21 protein-coding genes are annotated in these 24,467 nt (G+C 33.6%); 5 read left to right on the plus strand and 16 right to left on the minus strand.

From position 1 onward, the window contains the following. Window positions 1-119 precede the first annotated feature (119 nt). Window positions 120-1,307, minus strand: coding sequence for an AbrB/MazE/SpoVT family DNA-binding domain-containing protein (locus ACYSNW_RS01995; RefSeq protein WP_461742685.1), 1,188 nt, complete (start codon window positions 1,305-1,307; stop codon window positions 120-122). Between the two features lie 409 nt (window positions 1,308-1,716). Between ACYSNW_RS01995 and ACYSNW_RS02000 the strand changes: the two genes are divergently transcribed. Beyond that, window positions 1,717-2,388, plus strand: a complete 672-nt coding sequence (locus ACYSNW_RS02000) for a hypothetical protein (RefSeq protein WP_461742686.1) — start codon at window positions 1,717-1,719, stop codon at window positions 2,386-2,388. After that, window positions 2,388-3,251 (plus strand): sce7725 family protein, encoded by an 864-nt coding sequence (locus ACYSNW_RS02005; protein WP_461742687.1) that lies wholly within the window; start codon window positions 2,388-2,390, stop codon window positions 3,249-3,251. Before ACYSNW_RS02000 ends, ACYSNW_RS02005 begins: the two co-directional genes overlap by 1 nt. 128 nt (window positions 3,252-3,379) lie before the next feature. On the opposite strand, the gene ACYSNW_RS02010 is transcribed toward ACYSNW_RS02005, so the two are convergent. The 7 genes from ACYSNW_RS02010 to rpe all read right to left on the minus strand — a co-directional run bounded on the left by ACYSNW_RS02010 (window position 3,380) and on the right by rpe (window position 11,012). Then, window positions 3,380-4,858: a hypothetical protein gene (locus tag ACYSNW_RS02010; RefSeq protein ID WP_461742688.1), complete on the minus strand. Its 1,479-nt coding sequence runs from the start codon at window positions 4,856-4,858 to the stop codon at window positions 3,380-3,382. Between the two features lie 336 nt (window positions 4,859-5,194). Beyond that, window positions 5,195-5,707 carry a YbhB/YbcL family Raf kinase inhibitor-like protein gene (locus ACYSNW_RS02015; RefSeq protein ID WP_461742689.1) on the minus strand — a complete coding sequence of 171 codons (513 nt, stop codon included), beginning with the start codon at window positions 5,705-5,707 and terminating at the stop codon, window positions 5,195-5,197. A gap of 496 nt (window positions 5,708-6,203) precedes the next feature. Next, complete coding sequence (locus tag ACYSNW_RS02020) at window positions 6,204-6,950, minus strand: DeoR/GlpR family DNA-binding transcription regulator (protein WP_461742690.1); 747 nt, start codon at window positions 6,948-6,950, stop codon at window positions 6,204-6,206. A gap of 335 nt (window positions 6,951-7,285) precedes the next feature. Next, a complete protein-coding gene (locus ACYSNW_RS02025) occupies window positions 7,286-8,659 on the minus strand; it encodes a PTS transporter subunit EIIC (RefSeq protein WP_461742692.1) in 1,374 nt (457 codons plus the stop codon). Between the two features lie 45 nt (window positions 8,660-8,704). Continuing rightward, complete coding sequence (locus tag ACYSNW_RS02030) at window positions 8,705-9,631, minus strand: sugar phosphate isomerase/epimerase family protein (protein ID WP_461742693.1); 927 nt, start codon at window positions 9,629-9,631, stop codon at window positions 8,705-8,707. 256 nt (window positions 9,632-9,887) lie between these two features. Continuing rightward, window positions 9,888-10,340, minus strand: a complete 453-nt coding sequence (rpiB, locus tag ACYSNW_RS02035) for a ribose 5-phosphate isomerase B (protein WP_461742694.1) — start codon at window positions 10,338-10,340, stop codon at window positions 9,888-9,890. A 21-nt stretch (window positions 10,341-10,361) separates the two neighbouring features. Beyond that, a complete protein-coding gene (gene rpe / locus ACYSNW_RS02040) occupies window positions 10,362-11,012 on the minus strand; it encodes a ribulose-phosphate 3-epimerase (RefSeq protein WP_461742696.1) in 651 nt (216 codons plus the stop codon). Between the two features lie 205 nt (window positions 11,013-11,217). On the opposite strand from rpe, the gene ACYSNW_RS02045 reads away from it, so the two are divergent. Then, a complete protein-coding gene (locus ACYSNW_RS02045; RefSeq protein WP_461742697.1) occupies window positions 11,218-12,225 on the plus strand; it encodes a LacI family DNA-binding transcriptional regulator in 1,008 nt (335 codons plus the stop codon). Between the two features lie 186 nt (window positions 12,226-12,411). Here ACYSNW_RS02045 and ACYSNW_RS02050 read toward each other — a convergent pair whose 3' ends face one another. Continuing rightward, window positions 12,412-13,422, minus strand: a complete 1,011-nt coding sequence (locus tag ACYSNW_RS02050; protein WP_461742699.1) for an aldose epimerase family protein — start codon at window positions 13,420-13,422, stop codon at window positions 12,412-12,414. A gap of 731 nt (window positions 13,423-14,153) precedes the next feature. Here ACYSNW_RS02050 and ACYSNW_RS02055 point away from each other — a divergent pair. Next, window positions 14,154-14,672, plus strand: coding sequence for a hypothetical protein (locus ACYSNW_RS02055; RefSeq protein ID WP_461742701.1), 519 nt, complete (start codon window positions 14,154-14,156; stop codon window positions 14,670-14,672). A 115-nt stretch (window positions 14,673-14,787) separates the two neighbouring features. Here ACYSNW_RS02055 and gtfA read toward each other — a convergent pair whose 3' ends face one another. After that, window positions 14,788-16,239 (minus strand): sucrose phosphorylase, encoded by a 1,452-nt coding sequence (gtfA, locus tag ACYSNW_RS02060; protein ID WP_461742702.1) that lies wholly within the window; start codon window positions 16,237-16,239, stop codon window positions 14,788-14,790. Window positions 16,240-16,492: 253 nt separating this feature from the next. On the opposite strand from gtfA, the gene ACYSNW_RS02065 reads away from it, so the two are divergent. Further along, window positions 16,493-17,458: a LacI family DNA-binding transcriptional regulator gene (locus tag ACYSNW_RS02065; RefSeq protein ID WP_461742704.1), complete on the plus strand. Its 966-nt coding sequence runs from the start codon at window positions 16,493-16,495 to the stop codon at window positions 17,456-17,458. A 74-nt stretch (window positions 17,459-17,532) separates the two neighbouring features. Here ACYSNW_RS02065 and ACYSNW_RS02070 read toward each other — a convergent pair whose 3' ends face one another. From ACYSNW_RS02070 to ACYSNW_RS02095, 6 genes are read right to left on the minus strand one after another with little or no spacing between them, the layout of a single operon-like run. Continuing rightward, window positions 17,533-19,269 (minus strand): phospho-sugar mutase, encoded by a 1,737-nt coding sequence (locus ACYSNW_RS02070; protein WP_461742705.1) that lies wholly within the window; start codon window positions 19,267-19,269, stop codon window positions 17,533-17,535. 7 nt (window positions 19,270-19,276) lie between these two features. Then, entirely contained in the window at window positions 19,277-20,341 is a 1,065-nt protein-coding gene (locus ACYSNW_RS02075) for a BtaManbiosPhlase (RefSeq protein ID WP_461742707.1), read from the minus strand. A gap of 16 nt (window positions 20,342-20,357) precedes the next feature. Further along, entirely contained in the window at window positions 20,358-21,251 is an 894-nt protein-coding gene (locus ACYSNW_RS02080) for a DUF1861 family protein (RefSeq protein WP_461742708.1), read from the minus strand. 32 nt (window positions 21,252-21,283) lie between these two features. Beyond that, complete coding sequence (locus ACYSNW_RS02085; RefSeq protein WP_461742710.1) at window positions 21,284-22,120, minus strand: carbohydrate ABC transporter permease; 837 nt, start codon at window positions 22,118-22,120, stop codon at window positions 21,284-21,286. Next, window positions 22,107-22,982, minus strand: a complete 876-nt coding sequence (locus tag ACYSNW_RS02090) for a carbohydrate ABC transporter permease (protein WP_461742711.1) — start codon at window positions 22,980-22,982, stop codon at window positions 22,107-22,109. Before ACYSNW_RS02090 ends, ACYSNW_RS02085 begins: the two co-directional genes overlap by 14 nt. Then, a complete protein-coding gene (locus tag ACYSNW_RS02095; RefSeq protein ID WP_461742713.1) occupies window positions 22,982-24,298 on the minus strand; it encodes an ABC transporter substrate-binding protein in 1,317 nt (438 codons plus the stop codon). Before ACYSNW_RS02095 ends, ACYSNW_RS02090 begins: the two co-directional genes overlap by 1 nt. Between the last annotated feature and the right edge of the window lie 169 nt (window positions 24,299-24,467).

Raw genomic sequence — 24,467 nt, forward strand, 5'->3', positions numbered from 1 at the left:
TTGATTTTGCTCAGGTTGTTCTTTTTTTGTTGTAGCTATTTTCTGAAAATCATTGTTGCCTTCCGCTTTTTGACAGCCTTACTTTTGCAAGAATGAACAGAACAAAGGAGGCTATACAATTACTCTTCTTCCTCTTTCACATTTTTAATTTTTACATAATACGTATTGTTGATTTCTTGTGCCATTTTTTGCAAGGTTTGTAGTAGTAAAATAATCCAGCTAAATGCCAACATAAATGAAAACAACTCAAACGCTGTTAATGAAAGATAACCCACGCCCATAAACAAAACAACAATACCCACTAACATAATCACAATTAAATAGGAAATCGACATAAACTCTTTTGTTATATTAGGCAGTAACCATTTGATTCCTACAATTAAAATGATAATCAAATAAACAAGATATTCCGCAACATGATTATGAACCCCTTGGAAAGGACCCGTTTCAGTATAAGGAAACAGTCCGACTGCCCCTAAATCTAAAGCAGTTAAAGTCAATAAAATACGCAAGATAATCAAGCGTTTATTTTCTGGCATTGCTCGTTGTAAATCGACGAATAAGCAATCAATCAAGGCAACCATCAATAATGCTGAAAAAATCAAGGTTAAATTGAATTGCCATCTATTTTTTGCTTCAATCGTTCCTAAAAAACTGAAATTAAACTGCCACCATTGATAGTCTCGATTTGTGAACATTGCAAACAAAACGCCGCCCAAAATAACTACAATCAAAATACTGATTAATTTATCCGAAGTCACAGAGATTGCAGAGTAAATCATAAAATAATTGATAACCGCTGAAAAAATAAAAAACAATAACGTTGCTGTATAGCGGTCAAACGAAGCACCTATAAAAACTAAGCCTAATAATTTGAAGAAAATCAAAGTGCCTAATAGGGAAATAATAATAAAGGAAATCAAAATAGCTGGAAAATTCCGCCAACTAATATCCTTCGATTTTGAGACAATCTCATTTTTCTTTCCCTTCACAAAAGCCAAAATAAAACTAAACACACCACTCAATAAACCAATTGATAAAACCATATTAGCAATCGAGACTTCCCCTACTAAAGTAATCTGATGTTGATTTTTAATAAGAAGATAAACAAAAAATAACAAACTGACAATTGCCGTTGGAATCAAGAACCAACGTAAGGATAGCGTTTGGCTTCCCGCTGTTTTATTCGCTGTCTCCATCATTATTTTTTGATTTCTAACACTTAAAGTTACTTCATCTCCATTTTTTAAATCTAGTTCTTTTACTAATTGTTCTGGTAAAGACACAGTAACTTGTTCTTTTTCCATCCGTACATTCCTCCACGTTTAACTAATTACCATCTTTTATTATAATTTTTATCCTTTAAAATGCAATCATTTCCCTTAGTTCGATTTAGATATCGTAATTATTGGTGTTAGAGAAGTTGAAATAACAGTATTTAGCACTGAAAAACGATTAGATACAATCCTCATCGAATCACTACATTCTTCCTGATTTATCCCAATAAGAAGAACTATCCGAAAATAACAAGAAACACGAAAAGGTTCCTTTCGATGTTGAATGATTCCTACTTGGTAATCTTCAAATTTTTGGTGAATTTTAGAAGATGCGATTTACTTTTGTTTCACCCACCACCAATCCTACTTTTTATTCTTTTTCTCTTCACAAAACCGAACGTACGTTTTATAATAAAGAAAATTGTGAAAGGAGCTTATTATGAAAACGGCACTAACACTTGAAATAGAAGAATCTTTATATTATTATTGTCGCGAAAATGGCGATATTGTTGTTGAAGAAGTCACGATGCCTGAAGATCAAGGCATTGTTGATACGTTAAGCTGTCGTCTTTTGCCAACGAATCAATTTGAATGGCGTTGCTATGAAGTCAAGGTCAGTAAAGCTGATTTTCGTTCAACCGCCAAATTATCTTTTATCGGTCACTATAATTATTTCGTTTTGCCAGAAGCACTTTTCGAAAAAGTAAAAGAGGATATTCCAAAATCGATTGGAGTCATGGTTTATCATCAATACTTAACTTCTCAAGAACAAAAAAGTCCCGGTTACTTTACTGTTGAAAAGAAACCGCAACGTCAAGAATTAATTGTCAATGAACAAGCGTTACTTTTCCGATTAATTGCTGCGCAAGCACGCGAAGTTGGTAAAGCTAAACAGACTGCACGCGGTCTCAGAGTATTTTCAACGAATCAACTATATAAAGAATTGAAAAAAAGACAACCAGAATATGACTTATTTGGCGGTGGAATTAATTTTTATGATTGCTTTATTGAAGATACTCAATCACAAGCTGTTGAAGCACTGAAGGATGAATTAGCGGCTACACGTGAAGCCTATTTTAAACTTGAGCAACAGATTTTGGAGGACAACTAATGTACTATCCTTATTTTAGAGGCAAACAATTTGATTTAGCGGCATTGAATGATCTGTTAATCCATAATCGATTATCAATCCAAATAGCACCCATCATCGAACCAGTCAAACAATCGAAAACACTAACTAAAACAATCGAGCTATTTAAAGCAAAAGAGCAGCCATTTTATCTAATTCAAAATCCTCAAGCAGGTGACTTTCACACAATAAATGGGCCCGAAACTTTAGCAGCATACAACGCCCCTAACGCGCTTATTATCAATCATCCATTAAACATAAAGCAACATAAGCCTGATCTTTTTATCGTCGACTCAGCCAATGCTTCATTAGAAAGTGATTGGTCAGATAATCGAACCCAAGTCCTTATTAGAGAAGAATTTCGCTTACTAAACAAAGTAGTCGGTCCTTTGATTCTTTCACAAGATGTCTTTACCCGCTTACCTAAAAATAGTTTCTATCACGAATGTTCTGATGAGCTTTTTTCAACAGCTCATCTAACATACCAACAAAAAGGTTTTATCGGTTTTAGTGACTTTTCAATTGACAGTCGCATCTACTATGAACATAGCTATCCTTCGAAACAACTAAGCTTGCATTTAGTTTATTTAAAAAACGAACAACTTAGAATCCACCACTTTATTTCTAGTGAGGATCTTTCTTCTCAAAAAGATAAATTTTTCGAACTGATTGCTGAATTGGAACTTTGGCTTGCTACACTTTGTGGCGAGCAACTTACAGCAGGAATTCAATTACTATTAGCCGCCGCTGCTCAAGAAAAATTCCCTGGAATGGGAATAATGAGAAAAGCCTCCGTCATGCATCATTTGGAAATCATCTCTCGTTATTTAGATAACATCCGCTAAAGTCGGACAAGTCGAGATTTATACGAAAAAGCGCCAAATCACGAAAATGACAAAAAATACGCTGGGTTTTCTCTTAAGAAAAGCCCTTGTTTAGTATTCTTTAACTTTCTATAATTTGGCGTCTATTTCTATTTTCTTCGAACTGCTTTTTCTCGTTGCTTATTTCTATTTGTCTCCACCCATTGAAAGAACGTAATGATAAATCCTAATTCAGTCACTTTATTTAACGAAATCGGTAAAATATCAATCGACTCATCAGAAACTTCTTTCAAAAGTCTTCTCTCACATAAAATCATGGCATTTTTCTTTTTCACTTCTAATAAATCTAATTCGTCTAAATCATGATAAATTCGTGGATCTATTCTTGGTTCAAAAATATTGCTACGAAGCAAATCCTTATAAATCAAATATTTTGAATGAGAGTCCGTCACAATAATAATATTGACTACTGTACGTTTTACCAGTAAATACTGAGCACATTCATCAATAAAACGATTGATCGAATTTTGATCTAAATGTAACTCATTATCGAATTCTTCTCCCCATTTAATAATAATACTAGTTACAATAGAATAAATAGGGACTAAACTAGGAGCTAGTAAATACGTTCGATCGGGAATCAATGGTTGATAATTTCTCCAAGCTGTTCTAAATAGACGCATAAGCGCTTGTTCAAATGGCTGATTTCCTAATAAATTCTTTTCGGCTAATTCGCTAAATGTTTCAACCAGTTCAACCATTTTAGGTTTACTAGTGATAAAAATTTTGCGTACTTCCTCATGGTCTTCAAATAAGTCATTGATTTGTTCAAAAGAGTATGGACAAGCATTAAATAAAAAAGTAATAAATTCAATTTCTGATTCATTGATATACTCTTTTAATTTACTCTCTTGCCAGGCAGTCACTATATTAGTATAAATCGGTCTACGTCTAATTTCTGCCTTATAAAATGAATCAAATTGGACAGGGTTTTCCAGTTGTCTCTGATAACTAAGATACATCCCTTGGATAATAAAATATTTACTATCCTTGTCATAAACCCGTTTTGAAAATTTATTTTCTATTGTATCGATTAATTCTTCACAAGCAATTTCAAAGTCTACAGGATGAGTAAAATCCAATCCTTCATCCAATCGAATAAGAACATTCAAACTCACCAAACGCCATTCAATTTCAGATAAAACCAGTTGTCCTTTACTTTCTTTTAATCCAATTCGATTAAAAAAATCAAGGGCTTGATTTTTTAAAGCATATGCCTTACTGACAGAAATAAAGTCAGTTTCAACAAGCTCAAGATAATCAAACTTATCTAAAGCAAAATGTCCACATACTTTTAAAAAAATAGATTGCTGATAAATAGATTGTTTCAATTTATACAATGGAATCTCTTGATCAAATAACACATAATATAAAGAACGTGATTTATTAGACGTTTGAATCGCATAATCAAACTCAATAATGATTTTTTCAATATCTGATTCAATGGTTTTAGGGAAAACATCTAATAATTCTGCCATTTTTTTGATCGGTACTCTTGTTGAAGTATATAGATTTTCTAATAGCACAATTTGCCTGAATAAATTTTTTTCCATATATCTTTCTATCATCTATTTCAACTCCAATTTAGCTTTTCCTATTCAAATAGTCTTTTTTCATAAATACTAGAAAATAAACTTAAGCAGTTTACACGTTTTTGTTCACTTTCTAACAAAGTAACTTAAAATATTTGACTTACACTATTTTACTATATGAATTTTAAAGATTTTCTATAACCTTACTTCTCCAAGTAAGTTACATTTCCGTTTGAACGCCACTAAAAACTCAGTTTAAGTAAATACTTCATATATCCTTAAATAATTTCTCAATAACTTTAAACTTAACTAAAGGAAGACAATAGAAATAGGAAAATTCTTATAGCTCTATTCTACCAACAAACAAGGTATTTAGCTTTTATATTGCCTATACTTTGCTTCTAGCGTAGCTGTAGCCAATACATGCCCTTTTATTCCAGAGACTAATTCATTCAAATAGAACCCCTTTTCAAGCTCTACTAATGTATCTAATGCTAACACTTTTAGCGTATACAGGTGATCACCATTAGGTGGCGTCATTCCGCCATAAAATGAAGATAATTCTTTTGATTGATTTGCTTTTAAAGGACTATGCCAGCTATTGACCCCTTGAATAAAATCCGTTGCAGTCTGACTTTCATTCGCTAAGACTTCTTCTCGGGTCAAATTTGCTACGACCCAATGAATCCACGGAAAACCTTTTGTCACTTCATATGCATCTATATCATACAAAACAACCGCAAAACTTTTAGTTTCCTTCGGAGCATTTTTAATTTGAAAAGGAACAGAATAAGTAGGCATAAAATTTTCATTGAATTCCGTCCCGTGACCTCCATAACAATCTAAAAAATAGCCATCTTTTATTCCTGAACTTATGATTTCCATTTGCTCACCCCTTACTATTTTATCCTGCATTAATCGCTAAAAAAACAACAAAATTTACTTTTTATTAATAAATAAACTAGTTATGTATTGCTTCTACATTAGTCAGTAAAATAATAGTACTATATTGCGATTTTTCGAACAAGAAAAAAGAATTTTTATTTACTTATTTTAAATGAAACTATTTTTTTGTGTAATTAATCAACTTTTTTATGTCTTCAGATAAATACTGGCACAAAAGTAACTCTATCAGAGACAATTCCAAAGTTTTACAGTTGGAAATTTTAGCTAAGAGAACGAATTACTTTCTTTTACATAGAATAGGGAATAACTCGCAAAAGTTGAAGCAGACTTCACAGGACTCAATTATAAAAAAGGAACCATTCTATGATTTGCTATTTTTATCTGTTTCTTACAATATAACGCTTTATAGATGAATTACAAAAATTTCTAAACTCTTTGAATCCTACTATCTTTTTACCAATATTCTAAGTATTTTCTATTGCCCTTTTTTATAGATAACTTGCATCTTTTCTTCAATTTGTTGATCACTTTTATCTGTAATCAATGTAACAGAATTAAGGTCGAAAGCTCTTACTGCAGAGATTTTATGAAATTTTGAACTATCACAAAGAAGAAAGGACTTCTTAGAATTAGCTAGAACAGCTCTTTTTTTAGTCGCTTCTAATAAATTAGGCGTTGTAATTCCATGCATAATATCAATTCCATTCGCGCCTAAAAAAGCTTTGTCAAAAATAAAATTACTAAGATTCTCTATGGTTAGTGGACCACTCAACGAGGAGATATTGGGATTATAAGAGCCACCTAGAGTTGTAATTTCAGCTTTAATCGTTCGAGATAATCCAAATATATCCGTATTTGTTGTCACAATATGAATCTCTCTATTTAAAAGTTCTTCTAATAAAGTAGTACACGTCGATCCCGAATCTAAATAAATTGTTTCACCATCCATCACTTGTTGTTGAGCCAATTTAGCAATATATCTTTTTTCTTTAGTTTGCAAAACAGCTTTAGTAACAATTGGTAGCTCCGAAACGGTAGAATAGATTTTTACCGCTCCCCCTGTCAATAATTGAACCTTATTAAGCTTACTTAATTCTTTTAAATCTCTTCTTAATGTTGAAATAGAAGTGTCTGGAATGTATGTTTGTAAATCCTCAATACGTAAAAGTTCATTTTCACTCAATACTTCAAGTATTTTCTCTTGTCTTTCATATGGAATCATCATTAACCTCCTTTATCTTATCTAATAATATAACTATGATTATAGCATATTTTAATCACTGATCCGTTTTTTTGAATTTATAAAAAACCAATTACAGCGCCACATTAAACAAAGTTCTTGTCCTTGATTCTACTTCTTCTCCAACAAAATCCAATGATGTCTAAGTTAAACGAAAACTATTCAAGTACATAATAATAGGACATGTCTAAAATACTTGGATTTCTCCATAGTTTTCAGAAATGTCCTAGAAAAATGATTTTACTTCAAACTGTTTATTACAGAAATGTTTAGTTCCTACTTTCTAAAATATTAATTCAAGAAAATGACCATCAAGCTCAAACTAGTTTTTCATCTTTTGTAGTGAAAATATATCCTAAAACAGCAGACACAATCACAGAAATAGCTAAACCAATCATTGCTTGAATAAAGTTTGCTGAATCCCCTTCAACAAATGCAGGAAATGTTGTTACACTACCGAAAACAAACGAATTTGTTACCACATGCATCAATCCTAAATAAGCGCCACCAACAGCTCCTCCAATGATTTGAGCTAAAAATAACTTCTTATTTTTCACTAAAAGACCAAATAATGTTGGCTCAATAATAGCAGATAGAGCAACCGTCACCAAACCCGTTAAAGCAAAACTACGCAACTGTTTATTACGTGCTTTGAAATAAACACCAATCGTTGTTCCAATTACAGCAAAATTACAAGCAAAAGTAAAAGGTACAATATAGTCAAATCCGTAAGTAGATACATTATTAATCATGATAGGATTAACAGCCCAATGAATCCCTAAACTAACTAGGACACTCCAACCACCACCAATTACAACACCTGTTAAAATACTGCTTCGCTCAATCAACCAGTTAACTACATTCGCAACCAATTCACCACTATAAACACCAATTGGGCCAATTATAATAATTGTTAACGGTACCATAATTGCCAATGAAATCAACGGAACAACAACTAATTTAAGTGTTTCTGGAATTTTTCGATCTAAAAATTTATATAAGTATGAGAAAGCCCAAATCGATAAAATAATTGGTACGACTGTGGAATTATAATTCATTAACACAACTGGTATATTGAAGAACGTCGTAGTAGCACCATTTCCAGTATCTCCCATCAATGCAATAAAATCGGGATTAATCAATGAAGCACCAATCAAGGCTGAAATATATGGACTTGCGCCAAACCTTCTAGCTGAAGTAAACGCTAACAAAACTGGTAAAAAATAGAAAACACTCATTGAAGCAACAGATAAAATAGTATAAGTCCCACTGTTTTCCGAAATAAGTCCAAGTTGTACTGCTAAAATAAGTAATCCTCTAAGAATTCCAGATCCAGCTAAGGCAGGTAATAATGGTGCGAAAATGGCTGAAATCGCTGAAAAAATATTACTAACGATACTTCCAGATTGGTTAGAACTATCTTCATTCAACTGATTATTAGCATCTCCACTAACCAAGTATTCAAACTCTTCATAAAGTTTTGGCACTTCGGTTCCAATCAAAATTTGATATTGACCAGCTTTATTTATGACATCAACTACTCCGGTCAACGCTTTTACTTCCTGATCATTTACTTTCGAATCATCTTTCAAATTTAATCTTAAACGAGTTGCGCAATGCGATAAATTAGTAATGTTTTCTACTCCACCAACTTCAATTAGTATCTCTTTTGCTAGTTTTTGATAATCCATATCTAACACTTCCTTACTCTTAAATTTTTTTAACTATTGGAAATCTTAATTTAAGATTTCCAATAGTAAATCGCTAACGTGTACTGCACTGTTTTTAGAAATGATATCTGCTATGTGTTTCATTCCTATACGTTCAATAATCTCATCAATCTTTTGAATCATTTTTATATTTCGTTCACATTCAGCCAAAGGATCTTCAATAACGGGAAACGTGTCAAAATAGATTGCATGATCATAGTTATGCAATTTTGTATAATAAATAAATTCAATTGTTTTAAGTAAACTATTCGTTCCAATCATAAGTCCATCATCATTTAAACCATAACCATCATTTAAATGAACACCAAACAACTTCCCTCGACTCCCTAAAATACTAGCTCCATAAGCAGGATTTTCATGTTTCATTAGCATATGACAATAATCTAAAGTTATGCCAACATTCGGACGAGCAATATCATTTAGCATTGTCATCGCAATTCCTAAACTATCAATAAAAGCATAAGCACGAGGCTGAAAAGGCTTATATTCAATACTAAGTTTGATATCTGGTGCATAATCCGCAATTTCAATAAATGCATTTTTTATTTGTTCCCAAACTTTTTCATAATCAATTTGAAAAGAATAATCAAACCCATCAAAACCCAACCAAACAGTTACGACTTCTCCCTCTATTTCACGACAATAATCTAGCGCTTCTTTACATAATTGAATTGCTTTTTTGGAAATAGCCTGCTTTGAATTTCCAAGTTCCCCATTAATAAACTCTTCTCTAAATCTTAACGCTACTCCATTTGCTTGTAATTGATTTTGAGCTAAAAGTTGTTTCATTTCTGGTCCTGAAAAATCAGTAACGTGTTCTGGATAATTTAAATCAACATGGCTTAAACCGATTCGATGGAATTCTTCAAAAATTGTTTTCAAATCGTAGTCAAATTTTGGTAAAAATGAATTGATTCTTGTTGCTAACTTCATTTGATTTCCTCCTCCTCTATTTTCATACCCATCATAACACCACTTTTTTTCAAATGCAATCATTTTTTTTCTTCATTTTTCATCTTATTCCATATTTTTCTAAAAAAAATCAAAAGTGAGTGATTGAGATAAAAAAATACACTATTTAATAAGGAAAAAAGCGGAACGAGAAAGAAACCAATATCATAGCAACTAGGATAGACAAATAATCAGCTTATTTAATTAGTCGTTACTACCTGTTTTAAGATAAATACTGCTACTCATTCAACTTGTCGCTTTCGATTTCAGCAATCATTTCAACTCTTTTAGCATGTCTGCCTCCCTCATAATTAGCGTCTAACCACTCTTTTACAATCATTTTAGCTAAATCATTACCAACTACTCGTGCTCCAAAGGCTAATATATTCGTATTATTGTGTTGCTTAGAAAGTTTTGCCGTATAAGGCTCACTACATACAACTGCACGAATTCCTTTGACTTTATTTGCAGCAATCGAAATTCCTACGCCAGTTCCACAAATTAAAATTCCGCCATCAAAATTCTCTGCAGCCACTTCCTCCGCAACCTTTTTTCCGTAAATAGGATAGTCAGTCCTTTCAGCCGAAAAAGGACCAAAATCAGTAATGCTATGTCCTAGCTCTCCCAGATACTTAATAATTTCAGGTTTCAACTCAATTCCTACATGATCACTGCCAATAGCTATTTTCATTTTTTCTCTACTCCTTCCAATTTATTCATGTAATTGATTCAAAATCTTTTCATATGATTCTTTTTTACCAAATAAAGCTGAAGTGCCTAATACAAAACCATCGACACCTATTTTGTCTAAAGAAGTTATTTTCTCAGCGGAAATAGCGCCATCAACCATCACTTGAAATTTATATTGTTGTTTGATACTTGTCACATATTCAAGTTTCTTTTTTACATAGTCTAAATACTGTTGTCCAGCGAAACCAGGATTTACTGTCATAATCATTAAATAATCGATCAATGGTAATAACTCTTGAATACTAAAAATAGAAGTTCCTGGATTAATTGCAATGCCAACTTTTTTGTCTTTTTTTCTAATCATCTCCAAAGTTCTGGAAATCTGTTGATCAGATTCAGGATGAACATAAATAATATCAGCACCCAAATCTGCAAATAGCTCCACATAGCGACTTGGGTCTTGAATCATTAAATGAACATCAACTTCTTTTTCCGTTGATGAACGAATAAGTGAAAAATCTTGAATTCCCATACCGAAATTTGGTACAAAATGACCATCCATAATATCTACATGAAATATATCTGCACCTGAATTATCTAGCTCTTCAACCTCCTTTTGTAAATTAGAAAAATCAGCACACATCATTGAGGGACATAGTAATCTTGTCATCATCTCACTCCTTATTGCGGTAACGATTACTCAAAACCTAAAAATATAAAGGTTCGATTGAGTAATCGATTACCTAACTTGCTTAGAATATATCACTCTTATTAATTAAAGTCAACCCCTTTTAAAAGAATTGCTATCTGTAAATAAGTATGAGAAAATTTGGATTATGAAGTTTATTCATGTTAAGAATACTTGTGAGGTTTATTAAATGAAAAATTATTCTATCAAAGATATTGCTGAAATTAGTGGTGTTTCGGTCGCAACCGTTTCTAGAGTGATCAATAACAATGGTCGTTTTTCAGAGAAAACAAGGCAAAAAGTCTTAAAAGCAATTGAAGAAACTGGTTATAAAATGAACTATAGTGCTAAAAGTTTACGTATGAATAAATCTTTTTCAATCGGTATACTGGTACCAGATATTCGAAATTTCTTTTTTTCCAGTGTTGTTCAAAAAATAGAAGAAATATTATTTGAAAAGGGATACTCTACTATTATTTGTAACACTGCTAGAAATGAAGAAAAGGAAATTGCTTATTTACAAATGCTTCAGGGTAAAGGTGTCGACGGTCTTATTGTAATTTCTGGCGTAGAAGCATTTGAATTCGAGCATTCTTCAGCAACAAAACAAATTCCTTATATTTGTATCGATCGTGAACCTAAACAAAAAGAAAACACAATTTTTATTTCATCTAATCATTATCAAGGGGCGCAAGTAGCTACTGAACAATTGATTTTGTCAGGCTGTAAACAACCAGTTATTGCTATGTACACCCATAATTCTTCTTCTGCCAATGAACGTTTCAAAGGCTTTAAGGATGCCTTAAAGCAGGCTGACATTTTATTTAATTTTGAAAAAAATGTGCTTAAATTCGAGCATAATAAAACTACATTTTCTACTCAATTAAAAGAATTTATAGTAAAAAATCCTGAAGTTGATGGTATCTTCGCTATTAACGATTCTATTGCCTTGGATATTTTAATGCTTGCCTCTTCACTAGGAAAAGAGGTTCCTAAACAATTAAAAATAATTGGGTTTGATGATATTCCTTGTGCTAGTTATTCTACTCCTGGACTTTCTTCTGTAAAGCAAGATACTGCTACAATTGCTAAATCAGCAGTAGATTCATTATTACTACTTCTTTCTCAACCTGAACAAACTGGCAAATCAATTGTCGTTCCAGTTGAATTAATCTTACGAGAGTCTAGTCAAAAATGAGTTTTGCTTCAAAAATTTCACTCTTTAAAGCAGAATAATACAAAAATAAACGATAAATTATAAAGATTTGAAAAACAAATCTCGTTATTTATCGTTTATTTTCTTTACACTCCCAAGTACTTGTTATACCAATTTCATGAAAAAATCGAACAAATTTTATAGATTGGTGAATCGTTCATCTTCTTATTAATTAATCACTATTTTATAAGAAGTACGTGAAACAAATGGTTGCTCTTTCTTCAAAACAATCGATGGTAACTTCTCATCTTGTTCAGATCCAGGAGGTTGCTGCGCTTCTAATGTCACTGCGCCGCCATAAACTAATTTTCCGGTTGAGGTTTCCATTCCCTCCGCCCAACGACCAATGGTATAGATTACCACGCTTTGACGATCCGTCGTCATTTTAACTGTAATTTTTTTATCTGGACTTTCCAAAATAGCCTGTTCTTCTTGTGAATCAAGTAAAAATGGATGATCCAAGCCACCAGCTATTTCGATTTGTGTTTCTTTTTCATTAAAAATTTGCTTTAACAAAGTAGGTTCTCTAAAATCAAAAACAGTCCCTACAGTTTCCAAGCGATTGCCCGTCATGGTGTTATCCTCGTTCAAGGTTAAAATCGCTTCACTTTTTACATTTAAACTATGGTCAAATACTGATTCCTTTGCTGAACCACTTAAATTGAAATAAACATGATTCGTTGGATTATACAAAGTATCTTTATCACTTTGAGCACGGTACTCAATCACTACTTCATTTTCCTCCGTCAACGTATAACTCACTTGAGCGACAAGAGTTCCAGGAAAACCATTCTCCCCATCTAAACTAGTATGTTCAAAAACAACTTGATTCCCCTTTTCAGAAACCGTTTTCCAAACTACTGACTCAAAACCATGTTCTCCACCGTGTAATGTCGTCGTTCCTTCATTTTGCTGAAGCTGAATCTTCTTCCCATCGATTTCGACTGCTCCTTGAGCAATGCGTCCTGCTGTTCGACCAATTGTCGCTCCCAAATATGGACTTTCTTGATAGCTTGATAGCGTATCAAAACCAATCGTGATTTCTCGCTTTCCTTCGCCTGAAACAGGCACTTGAATACTGACAATTCGTGCACCAAAATTAGATACATTTACCTCTAGCTTATTTTTGTTTGTTAATGTGAATAGCTGGGAATTTTTTTGTATTTCACTTTTTGCCATTTTCCTCACCTCACTCTTATGGTAGTACACCTAAGTAAAGAAATCCATCATTTTTATGTTTCATTCTTTTTAAAATAAAAACCCCGTTCTAAAGAATAGGGTTAAAGTATTTTAAATTGTTAGGTTTGGATAGAAACATAGCAAACGACCTAACAGCTTAAATATTTCAATCTACTAGCTCTAAACAGAGCTAGACGGAATGTTGGACATGTGACCGTTAGTAAAATTATCATTTCAATCCACTAGCTCTAAACAGAGCTAGACTGTGAATTTCAAGTAAATATTCGGCAATTAGTCGCTAAAATTCACAAAAAGCCACTAAAATTAAAATAAAATGAGAAAAAGTTATGTTTTTCATACCAATTTTCTCTCCATTTTGGTGCGAACCTCCTAGGAATTTTATGGGCACTTGGGGTTCGCACCAACTTATGAGCTGTAGTAAGTCATTTACTTACAATCAAAATATATACAAAAAATTTTAATAAACACATTCCTCATATTATTAATAATAAATCGCCTTAATTAATTTTATAATTACATTATATCAAAATTTGATTCCTATAGATAATAATTATACTAGTAAAAATTCGTAATAAACAATTAATTTTCACGAGCTTTTATCACCGTTTTATATTATTTCTATTTTTAAATAAAAAATACCGAACTATTTATATAAAAAAATTGCTTTTTAACAAAACAAATGTTATATTTTTACCAAAAGGATTGGAATGATGTTTGCTATGAAAAAATTTATTACTATTTTATTGTCGAGTTCATTATTATTGGTAGTTGCTGGTTGTAATAATTCAACAACCACGAAATCTGAAAATAGTTCTTTCAGTGTTTCAAGTACAAAAAAAGAAAGTCAAGAGTCCACAAAACAACTTTCTGAAAGTTCATCTAGTAGTAGTGAATCTGATAGCGAGGAGGCTAGTTCATCAACAGTATCCATTAAAAATTCAGACAAATCACTTGATGAAATGAAAAAATTATTTGTAGTCTCTGGAAATAAGTCTAATGAAAGCTATGAAGAAAGTAGTATTATTTATACAGTTTCGGGGAAAACTCGCGATGAAGTCGTAGATGCTATGGAAAAAGGCCTTGATGCGATTGATGCTACGGAAGAAACTTTGCTTGATAATGATACAGTATACACCTATACAGGTAATTATGATGACAATCATGCCGCCGTTACAATCACTGTGACAAAAATTACCTCTGATACTTTTCAAGTTTTAATAACCTATTAAGTAAAGAAAGCCTATTTGTTGCTCAATCATGAGTGTTCTCAAAAAATAAAAGCGCCTGAGCTAAACTAAAATGTTTTGCTTAGGTGCTTTTATTTTTTCTGCTATACAGTTATTATTACAATAATTCAAACGTTGGAACTTGAGTATTTGAACGAATTTCGATTGTTTTGTTTTCTAAATCAAGTTGTAATTCGGCAAAATTCGTACCTGATTGATCTTTTCTGATGATAACCAATTCAGAATCAGAAATGACATTAACAGCGATACTTCCATTTAAATCAAATGCAGGACACTCATTACGGAAACGTAATAGTTTAAATAAATCTTTGACCACTGGGCGTTCAACTTCTTGCGCTGCTTCCGTTAAAGAATAATAATGACGATTGATATTGCGCCCTTCTTTTGTTCCTTCTAATAATTCTAAATCATTTTTTCCTGCTAATAAACCAACGTAATAAACTTGGGGAATCCCAGGAGCAAAACATTGAATCGCTCTAGCAATCAAATAGTCAACATCATTATCGCCCAATGCACTATAATAAGTACTATTGATTTGATAGATATCTAAGTTGTTATATTTTTCTGATGAGTAAACTTTTTTAACATTAGCCCCTACTTTATATAATTCTTCAGAAGTATAAGCTAATTCATCATCGCTTAATAAGTCTTTCGCATCAACAACACCAATTCCATCATGAGTATCCAATGTAGTAAATTGTTTCATTGGACTTTGCACTAACCAGTCTGCTAAACGGTTCACACGTTTACTGTATAAAGTAAATAGCGTAATCATTGGTAAAGCAAAATCATAAATGTAGTAATCATGATCAGCGATTTTCATTTGAATTGAGAAATGCTCATGAATCTCTGGTAACAATTCAACCTCATATTCAGCGGCTTCTTTTCTAACTTCATCTAACAATTCCCAGATTTCGGGCTCTACGAAAAAGTCGTTAGTATCAAGTTTTTTGATGGCATAGGCAAAAGCGTCTAAACGAATCAACGAACAACCATGTCCTGCCATATCTTTAATCGTCTCGCGAATAAACCGCTTCGTGATTTCTTTTGTTACATCTAAATCAATCTGTTCTTCACCAAATGTATTCCAAACTTCTTCTTGACTACCATCAGCGAATGTCACTTCTTGAAAAGGAGCTTTATCTTTTCGCTTATAAATCAAATCAATATCTGCTTGCGTTGGACGTCCCACAGGGAAAAATTCATTAATTCGGATAAACATCTCTTTGTAAACAGAATCATTATGCTTATTCTTGAAATCTTGGAAAAAGATAGACTCTCTAGAGATATGATTAATCATGAAATCAAACATTAAATAATACTTTTCACCCAATTTTTCAATGTCTTGCCAATCGCCAAAAGCTGAATCAACAACCGTATAATCACTTGGTGCAAAACCACGATCTCCAGTTGATGGGAAGAACGGTAATAAATGAATTCCACCAACCACACCTGCTAAATGATTTTCGGTAAAATCAGTTAATTCTTTTAAGTTTGTTCCTAAACTGTCTGAATAAGTAATCAACATCACTTCATTTTGAATCTTCATAATTTGTCCCCGCCTTTTTTATTAGTAAGTTCTATTTAAAATTAGGATAAAATACTCTTGAAAAGCTTTTGGTCCTAATCTTAGTTTCACTATTTAAGTTAAAACAGATGGTTAACCGAAACAAAATGTCAACCGGTTGACATTTTGTTTGTTACTGCTATTTTATGCTGTTCATAAAAAAAAGTCAATCTATTCTTTCACAAATTTTAATCCTTGCGTATAATGATAGTATTAACTTGCTGAGAGGAAACATATGAAAAAAATAAAATTAGAAGATGTTGCTAAAGAAGCAGGTGTATCACCAACCACTGTTTCACGAGTATTGAATAATCGTGGTTCTTTAAGCGAAAAAACAAAAAATAAAGTGTATGAAGCGATGGAAACATTAGGCTATTATCCTAACGAAATTGCCCGTTCTCTATTTGGTAAAAAAACGCGAACAATTGGACTTTTATTGCCTAACTTAATGGATCCTTTTTTTGGGGAATTAGCTACCAAGATTGAAAATGAATTAGCAAAACAAAATTATAAAGTATTGATTTGTAATACCCGAGATGAATTTGAGAAAGAAGAAAATTATTTAAAAATGCTTTTGGCCAATCAAGTGGATGGCATTATTGCGAGCTCTCATAATAAACCAAGTAAGTTATATGAGCGAGCGAATTTGCCAATTGTTGCTATTGATCGTTATGTTTCAGAAACGGTTCCTATTGTCCGTTCAAATAATTATCAGGGCGGTTGTTTAGCTACCAGTTATTTAATTAATAACGACTGCAAAAAAATTGCCCTACTTTCTGGAAGTAGTGAACGTGCGATTGAACAAGGAGAACAACGAGCCCAAGCATATACTGATACGATGCAGAAAAATGGATTGACTCCATTGATTTATCACGTTGAGTTTGATGATTCCATTCAAACTCAACGTGAACGAGTGAAACAATTTTTACTTGAATATCCAGAAATCGATGGTGTTTTTGCAACGGGTGATTCTCTCGCTGGACTACTCCATCAAATGGCTGCTGAGTTTAATCGAAAAATCCAAATTGTGGGGTTTGACGGGACAGAATTTATTCGTAATTATTTTAAAAATTTTACAACAATTCAACAACCTATCGATCAACTTGTTCAAAAAACAATTGAATTACTTTTTTCCTTTATTGCTGGTGATTTTTCAGAAGCTGGCAAAGAGTTTTTATTTGATACAAAATTGATTGAATAGAAAAAAATTCACGTTAAGAACGAACTCGATTTAGTCGTAGCCTTCTTAACGTGAACTTTTTAGTTTAATGCTAGTTATTCCTTTATTAATTGATCAAGCAATTGTCGAAAATCATTTTGAAGAGTTTTCAATTTTTCCTCCGCTGCAAATTCATTTTGTTCATGAACGGAGAAATAAATTTTACATTTCGGCTCCGTTCCAGATGGACGAATACATAGCCAATCTCCTGATTCGAAAATAAATTTAATTACATTCGATTTCGGCAATAAGATGCGCTCACTTTGTCCCGTTTTTATCACCAATTTTTCAGCCGAAAGATAGTCTTCTTGGTAGGCTATTTTATTGGTTCCTACTTGTTTTAAAGCAGCTCCACGAATTTGTTCCAATAGGCGTGCCATCTTCGTTTGACCACTTTTCCCTCTAAATTCAATGGTTTCTAGCGCTTCTTGATAAAAGCCATATTCTTGATATATTTCCATTAGTCGAGTGTACGCTGATCTTCCGGCTAATTTATAATTCAATGTAAGTTCCGCCATTAAAACAGCAGCTTGAATCGCATCTTTGTCTCGAACAAAAGGCTGGATTAAATACCCAAAACTTTCTTCATAACCAAATAAAAACTGTTTATCATCGCTTTGTTCCGCTTGTTTGATTTCTTCGCCAATAAATTTAAAACCAGTCAAAGTTTCACGCGTTTCAATTCCAAAATGTTCGGCGATACGTTTACCTAAATCTGAAGTTACAATCGTTTTTGCCAAAAAGTAATCAGTCAATTTTTTTCCCTGTACTCGTTTTTGTTGAATAAGATAATCAAGCAATAGAACGCCGATTTGGTTGCCATTTAGTAAAACAGGTTGTTGCTTTTCGTTCATAATAATGACTCCTAATCGATCCGCATCTGGATCCGTCGCCAAAAACAAATCGGTCAACTGTTCTTTTTCTGCAGTTAAAATTAGTTGAAAAGCCGCTGGATCTTCTGGATTTGGAATAGAAACGGTAGAAAAAGCTGGATCACCATCCGCCTGTTCTTTTAAAATAGAAAGATTCTTGAAACCAATTTGAGCAAGACCTTGCTTAATTAAAACTTCTCCAGTCCCATGTAAAGGTGTATAGGCGATTCGCAATTGTTCGCCATGTTCTTGGATCATTTGTGGCTGTTGTGTCACAGAAAGCAATTGTTTTAGATAGAGTTGATCCGCTTCTTTGCCGAAGAAAATAATCTGTTTCTTTGAGCAGTATTCAGCTAATGACTGTGTTTCAATCGTCAATTCATTTGTGATTGACTTTAAAATATCTAACAACTCTTGCGCTGTTTCTAATGTAATTTGCCCACCATCAGAGCCATAAACTTTAAAGCCATTATACTCTTTAGGATTGTGACTAGCGGTAATCATGACTCCAGCGAATGCCTGCCATTCTCGCACCAAAAACGACAGCTCTGGAGTTGGTCTCATTGCATCAGATAAATAGCATTTAATTCCACAAGACGCAAGAACGCTTGCTGTCCATTGCGCAAATTCTTTAGAGAAAAAGCGACTATCATAGGCAATCACCACACCTGCCTGTTTGGCTTTCACTCCTTGTTGCTCGATATATCGCGCTAATCCAAGAGCAACACGCTGAATCGTATATTGATTGATTCGATTGGTTCCAACACCTAATTCACCTCGCATGCCGCCCGTTCCAAACTCTAAATAGCGATAAAAACGATCTTCGATTTCCTTTTCGTTCGTCAATTGCCTTAATTCGTTTTTTAAATTCCGTGCTAATTGTTCATTTTCTAACCATTCATGGTATTTATCTTTCCACATTTAGCTATCAACTCTCTTTACTTATTTGAGCTAAAATTTCTTCAATATCCATTTCGCAACCAGCCATCGACGTATCTGCTACTCCGTAATACATCGTTAATTTCGTTCCATCGATAAGTCCTCCAGAACCAAAAACAACATCTCCGAAAAAGCCATTTTTTTCGTAATCAGCATCGGGTTCCATAATCGGTGTTTTAGTCCGACCAATCACTTTAGAGGGATCTTCTAAATCTAATAAAGCGGCCCCCATACAATAGCGATGCTCTTTTGTTGCGCCATGATAAATCACAAGCCAACCTTGATCGGTTTTAATTGGCACTAAACCGCCGCCAACACGTCCACTATCCCAATTATCTGTTCGGATCCCCAATAAATGTTTATGAGAACCCCAAGCCTTTAAATCTGGCGAACTAGCTAGCCAAATGTCATAATTACCGATACTTTTTAAGGACGGACGATGTAACGCATAATAATTGCCATTGATTTTCTCTGGAAACAACAAAACATCTTTATTTTCAGGTGCAAAAATATTCCCCATATCTTGATACGATTCAAAATCAGTCGTACACACAAGTGAATCGCATACGCCGTTCGGTGAAACTGAGGTATAAGAAATGTAGTAGTTCGAACCAATTTGAGTGCATCTAGCATCTTCTACGCCATACGTTTGATAATCATTGAATGGATACAAAAAGGCATAATCATCAACTACAAATTTACGTCCATCCTTACTTCGCGCAATTCTAATGTAAGACAATGAGGTCAGATAGAGAAAACCATCTAAATTCTCAGCTGATCGAATCATCCTTGGGTCGTCAAAATTGTAGGTTGGATCGTTACGATCAAATTCAAGGATTTGTAATTCTTTCGTCTCACTATCAACGATCGGCGCTTTGATCATATTTTTATCTTTAGAAATAGGTCGTTCAGCTACACGTAGCAATAAAAGTGTCTCATTTTTATACTTTGCTACGCCAGCATTGAAAGCACCGATCACTTCATGATCTTTATGTAACGGTGGAACGTCCAATGGAGTCACTAACGGATTTTCTGCAAAACGGTAAATTTTCATTTTTTCTCTTCCTAACTTAAAATGGATTTTGAATCGTTATTTTTTGTGCTTGCGCATCACTGATTCCCGCATAAAGAACGGTTTCTTCATCAGAAAAGGTCAAGCCACCACTAAAAACAACATCTGCTAAATCGGGACGTTTCATGGGTCCCGCTATAAAATCTTTTCTTTCAGCAATGATTTTTGCCTCTTTCATTGCTCCATTAGCGATATCTAAAACAAAGCTCATTGCATAATAATGACGCTCACCATTTCCATCAAACTTAGCAATATGTCCTAACACACAAATTTTTTTTTCTTTCAGATAAATTTCATTTGCTCCCCCCCATTCTGTTTCCGTAAATTGATCCTTAAGTAAGGGAGCATTCTCAACGATTTCAATAGTCAAATCAGCGAACTTATCAATTATCGTATAACCAATTTTTCCTCGACCACCCTTGATTCCTTGAGGACGAGTCAAAACTAAAATTTTTTGATTGGCTAATTGTTTTAAACGTAAATCCTTCATTCCTAGAGGCCCTTCAAACACTCGAACAGCTGTTGTTAAATCTTTTAATTCATACAATACCGTTCGCCACTGTACTTGATCCGCTGTTTTAAAGAAAACTTCGACTCCGCCCAGAATCAATTTCCCATCGATTTTAGTAAAAAAAGGATCTTGCAAAGTAAGCGAAAGGCTCTCTTCAAGTACTTGCCACTTTTCATTATTTTTTTCAAATAAACGAATAACTGATTTTTCACTCTCTCTCGCTTCAACTCTGCCTGCAATTAGATGCTTACCTTCAAACATAAATGGAGCGGTAATATTATAGACATCTAAGTCTCCAACACCTGAAAACAGCAGTATTTCAGGATTTTTAGTAGTATGTTTAGAACGATGAATAGGCAATAATTCTTTTATCTCTATCATTTGACTCTCTCCTCAACCCTTCTTTTGTTTTATTATTTTAATGTAAATTGCATACCATCTTGGAATCGTTTAGAGAAAATTAAAAACAGAATGATTAACGGTAATGTTAACAAAACAGAGGCCGCATACATCGGTCCTGGATAGGTTCCATAAGGACCAAACATTTGTGAAATCAAAACATTCAACGTCGTTGTGGAATCACTTTTAGAAACAATCATATCCCATAATAAATTTGTCCACCGATCTGTATATAAAAATAGAAAAATCACTGTAGTAATCGATTTTGACATTGGTAATACAATTTGGAATAAGATTTTTATATCACTTGCACCATCTAGTTTCGCTGCTTCAATCAGCGTATCTGGAATCGCTTTAAAGAAATTCGTATACATAAAAATGGCCCATAAACTAATCATCGTAGGAATAATCATTCCAGCATATGAATCCAGTAATCCCACTTTAGTAACCATCAAAAATTGTGGAATTAACAAAATAATGGCTGGAAAAAACATTTGAAATAGAATAAAATGATTGACCAATTTTTTTCCTTTAAATTGAATTTTCGCTAAAGCATATCCCACCATCAACGCAAAAAGCAACATTAAGGCTGTCGCAATAGTCGCAACAATAACCGTATTTATAAAAGCACCTAACCAAGAAGCATCAGCTGACGTCGCTGAATCGCCAAAAAGCCAACTCCATGAGCGCAAACTAAAATGAGTTGGAATGATTTTGCGATCGACTTGATCCCACTCAGCAAATGAATGTAAAACTAAATAAATAAAGGGAAAAATCATAATCAACATCACCAACGTTGTGATTGTATAGTGTAAAGAAACGCGCCATTTTTTCTTTTTAAGACCACCCATATTTTTCACCCCATTTTTCTAATAATTTACGAATCACACCAATTGAGGCGAAAGTCACGACAGAAGACATTAAAGCAATGGCCGATGCATACCCCGATTTCAATCCAACAAAAGCTTGATTATAAATCTCCATTTGCCAAGTATTAGTCGCAAAATTGGGTCCCCCACCTGTTAATTGATATACTTCGGTAAAAATACCAAAACTTATCCCTACAGCTAAAACGGTAACTGTAAATAAAGCTGGATAGAGCATCGGAAACGTTACTTTCCAAAAAGTTGTCCACTTGTCCGCGCCATCAATGGCTGCCGCTTCATATACTTCTTGATTGATATTAGATAAGCCTGAGATCAGAATCAAGCCATAGTAACCAGACATCTTCCACGCAATCATCAACGAAACAATAAATATCGCGGTATGCGGATTCCCTAACCAATCAATGTCTAAATTAAATTTTTGACGTAAGAAAACATTGAAGGGCCCATTGTAAGAAAGCAAACCTTTCACAATCAAGGAAGTAACAACACCACTAGAAAGATATGGAAGGAAAAAAGCCACCATATACAATCCTTTGAATTTCGGTAAACTATTTACCAATAAGGCAATCATCATAGATAAAAACAATGCCAATGGAACAAAAACTAGCAAAAATTTATACGTTACGAAAAACGCAGAACGAACCGCTGGACTTTTTGCAGCATCAATAAAATTTTTCGCACCAACAAATGTAATGTCTGGAGAAATCATATTCCAGTTCGTCAAAGCTAACCAGAAAGACCATAGTAACGGGAGTAAGAAAAAAATAAAGGTAAAGATTAGATAGGGGCTGGTAAATAACCAGCCCAATTTATTATTTGTCTTCATTATTGAAGCGCCCCTTCAACTGCTTTTTTCCCGTCAGTGAAAGCTGTAGAAGCATCTTTTTCACCTCGAACGACAGGGACCCAAGCTTGTTCACTGAAGGCTTGTTGAATGTCATTGTATTTTTCATTATCCATTGCTGGTACAGCATACGGTACATTTTCAGCAAAAACTTTCATTGCTGGATTTTTCTCGAAATAATCTTTAAATACTTCATTATCAGTCGCATCATCACGCGCTGGAATCAAACTAGTCACTTCTAACCATTTCAAATCATGTTTTTCGTCGCCATAAACAAATGCCAAAAACTTCATCGCTGCTTCTTGTTGCTCTTTTGTTGCTTGTGCATACATCACGATCCCTTTTGCATCCGCATAAGTAGAAACATGTTCTGCCGATTTCATTGCATCAGGTACGACCGGTGTTGTCACTGTATAATTTTCGCCAAATTTCAATTCTGGATATTTTTCCTCCCAATTTGGGAATGTCCATGGACCTAAATCAGTCATCAAACTATCGCCATTTTCAAAAGGATCAGTTGCTTCACCGGTACGTAATAATTTATTTTTTGCTAAGTCACTCATCAAACCGAACACTTCTTCAGTCGCTTTTTTATCTGCTACAAATTTATTATCCTCAACAAATGGCGCACCTTCGCTGGCTGCATCATATAACGGGAAGAAATCAAACCAACGCATCCATGCAGTCGGATCAGCTAAATCTTTTTTCGCCCAAAGTGCAACGTCTTTTTTCTCTTCGGATAATTTTTTACCAGCTGCTAACAACTCTGAGTATGTTTTCGGTACCTCTTCGATTCCTAACTCTTTCAATGTATCTAACCGCCATGCAAATAAAATCGGATTAGAGTAAGCCGGTAGGACGTATTGATTTCCATCTGAAAACTTCCAACTCTCAATACTTTTCGTCATATTCCGTTTTTCAACAATATTTTCAAAATCTGTTTGATCATTGAGCGGTAAAATAGCTTTGCTAGCTGATAATTGTGCCGCAAAACTACGGTTGATATTTTCAGATAAAGTCGGAGCCGTATTAGAAGCGATCGCCGATTGAATCGTTGCTTCTGAAGATGGACTTTCCTTCATCTGAGAAACTTCAACTGTGATATCAGGATTCGTTTTTTCAAATTCATCCGCCATTTCTTGCCAATACTTTAATTGTGTCGGATTAGGCGCTGCCCAGAAGGTGATTTTTGTTTTACCATCCTCTGTTGTTTCTTTGTTTGAAGAACCACATGCAGTCAATAAAACGCTTCCTAAAATAATTGCAGAAACACCGATTAAAAATTTCTTTGCTTTCATTTCTTTTCCTCCTATAAAGTAAACGCTTTCTGTTTTTTACAAATTCATATTATCACTTGTAATTATTTTTGTCAACATTACGTAACTAGCATTACAAATAATTACAAATGAACTTTTTTAAGTTTTATGTTACAATATAGAAAATTAAACTTAAGTTATCCGTTCAAGT

It is taken from the genome of Enterococcus sp. LJL99, from assembly GCF_054871725.1.

What these genes read in the sequence shown, in the direction of transcription:
- ACYSNW_RS02015 (WP_461742689.1), bottom strand. Translation starts at nt 5,707, where the DNA reads ATGGAAATCATAAGTTCAGGAATAAAAGATGGCTATTTTTTAGATTGT.
- ACYSNW_RS02045 (WP_461742697.1), top strand. Translation starts at nt 11,218, where the DNA reads ATGAAAAATTATTCTATCAAAGATATTGCTGAAATTAGTGGTGTTTCG.
- ACYSNW_RS02030 (WP_461742693.1), bottom strand. Translation starts at nt 9,631, where the DNA reads ATGAAGTTAGCAACAAGAATCAATTCATTTTTACCAAAATTTGACTAC.
- ACYSNW_RS02055 (WP_461742701.1), top strand. Translation starts at nt 14,154, where the DNA reads ATGTTTGCTATGAAAAAATTTATTACTATTTTATTGTCGAGTTCATTA.
- ACYSNW_RS02050 (WP_461742699.1), bottom strand. Translation starts at nt 13,422, where the DNA reads ATGGCAAAAAGTGAAATACAAAAAAATTCCCAGCTATTCACATTAACA.
- rpiB (WP_461742694.1), bottom strand. Translation starts at nt 10,340, where the DNA reads ATGAAAATAGCTATTGGCAGTGATCATGTAGGAATTGAGTTGAAACCT.
- ACYSNW_RS02075 (WP_461742707.1), bottom strand. Translation starts at nt 20,341, where the DNA reads ATGAAAATTTACCGTTTTGCAGAAAATCCGTTAGTGACTCCATTGGAC.
- ACYSNW_RS02010 (WP_461742688.1), bottom strand. Translation starts at nt 4,858, where the DNA reads ATGATAGAAAGATATATGGAAAAAAATTTATTCAGGCAAATTGTGCTA.
- rpe (WP_461742696.1), bottom strand. Translation starts at nt 11,012, where the DNA reads ATGATGACAAGATTACTATGTCCCTCAATGATGTGTGCTGATTTTTCT.
- ACYSNW_RS02095 (WP_461742713.1), bottom strand. Translation starts at nt 24,298, where the DNA reads ATGAAAGCAAAGAAATTTTTAATCGGTGTTTCTGCAATTATTTTAGGA.
- ACYSNW_RS02090 (WP_461742711.1), bottom strand. Translation starts at nt 22,982, where the DNA reads ATGAAGACAAATAATAAATTGGGCTGGTTATTTACCAGCCCCTATCTA.
- ACYSNW_RS02020 (WP_461742690.1), bottom strand. Translation starts at nt 6,950, where the DNA reads ATGATTCCATATGAAAGACAAGAGAAAATACTTGAAGTATTGAGTGAA.
- ACYSNW_RS02025 (WP_461742692.1), bottom strand. Translation starts at nt 8,659, where the DNA reads ATGGATTATCAAAAACTAGCAAAAGAGATACTAATTGAAGTTGGTGGA.
- ACYSNW_RS02085 (WP_461742710.1), bottom strand. Translation starts at nt 22,120, where the DNA reads ATGGGTGGTCTTAAAAAGAAAAAATGGCGCGTTTCTTTACACTATACA.
- ACYSNW_RS01995 (WP_461742685.1), bottom strand. Translation starts at nt 1,307, where the DNA reads ATGGAAAAAGAACAAGTTACTGTGTCTTTACCAGAACAATTAGTAAAA.
- ACYSNW_RS02065 (WP_461742704.1), top strand. Translation starts at nt 16,493, where the DNA reads ATGAAAAAAATAAAATTAGAAGATGTTGCTAAAGAAGCAGGTGTATCA.
- gtfA (WP_461742702.1), bottom strand. Translation starts at nt 16,239, where the DNA reads ATGAAGATTCAAAATGAAGTGATGTTGATTACTTATTCAGACAGTTTA.
- ACYSNW_RS02070 (WP_461742705.1), bottom strand. Translation starts at nt 19,269, where the DNA reads ATGTGGAAAGATAAATACCATGAATGGTTAGAAAATGAACAATTAGCA.
- ACYSNW_RS02080 (WP_461742708.1), bottom strand. Translation starts at nt 21,251, where the DNA reads ATGATAGAGATAAAAGAATTATTGCCTATTCATCGTTCTAAACATACT.
- ACYSNW_RS02000 (WP_461742686.1), top strand. Translation starts at nt 1,717, where the DNA reads ATGAAAACGGCACTAACACTTGAAATAGAAGAATCTTTATATTATTAT.
- ACYSNW_RS02005 (WP_461742687.1), top strand. Translation starts at nt 2,388, where the DNA reads ATGTACTATCCTTATTTTAGAGGCAAACAATTTGATTTAGCGGCATTG.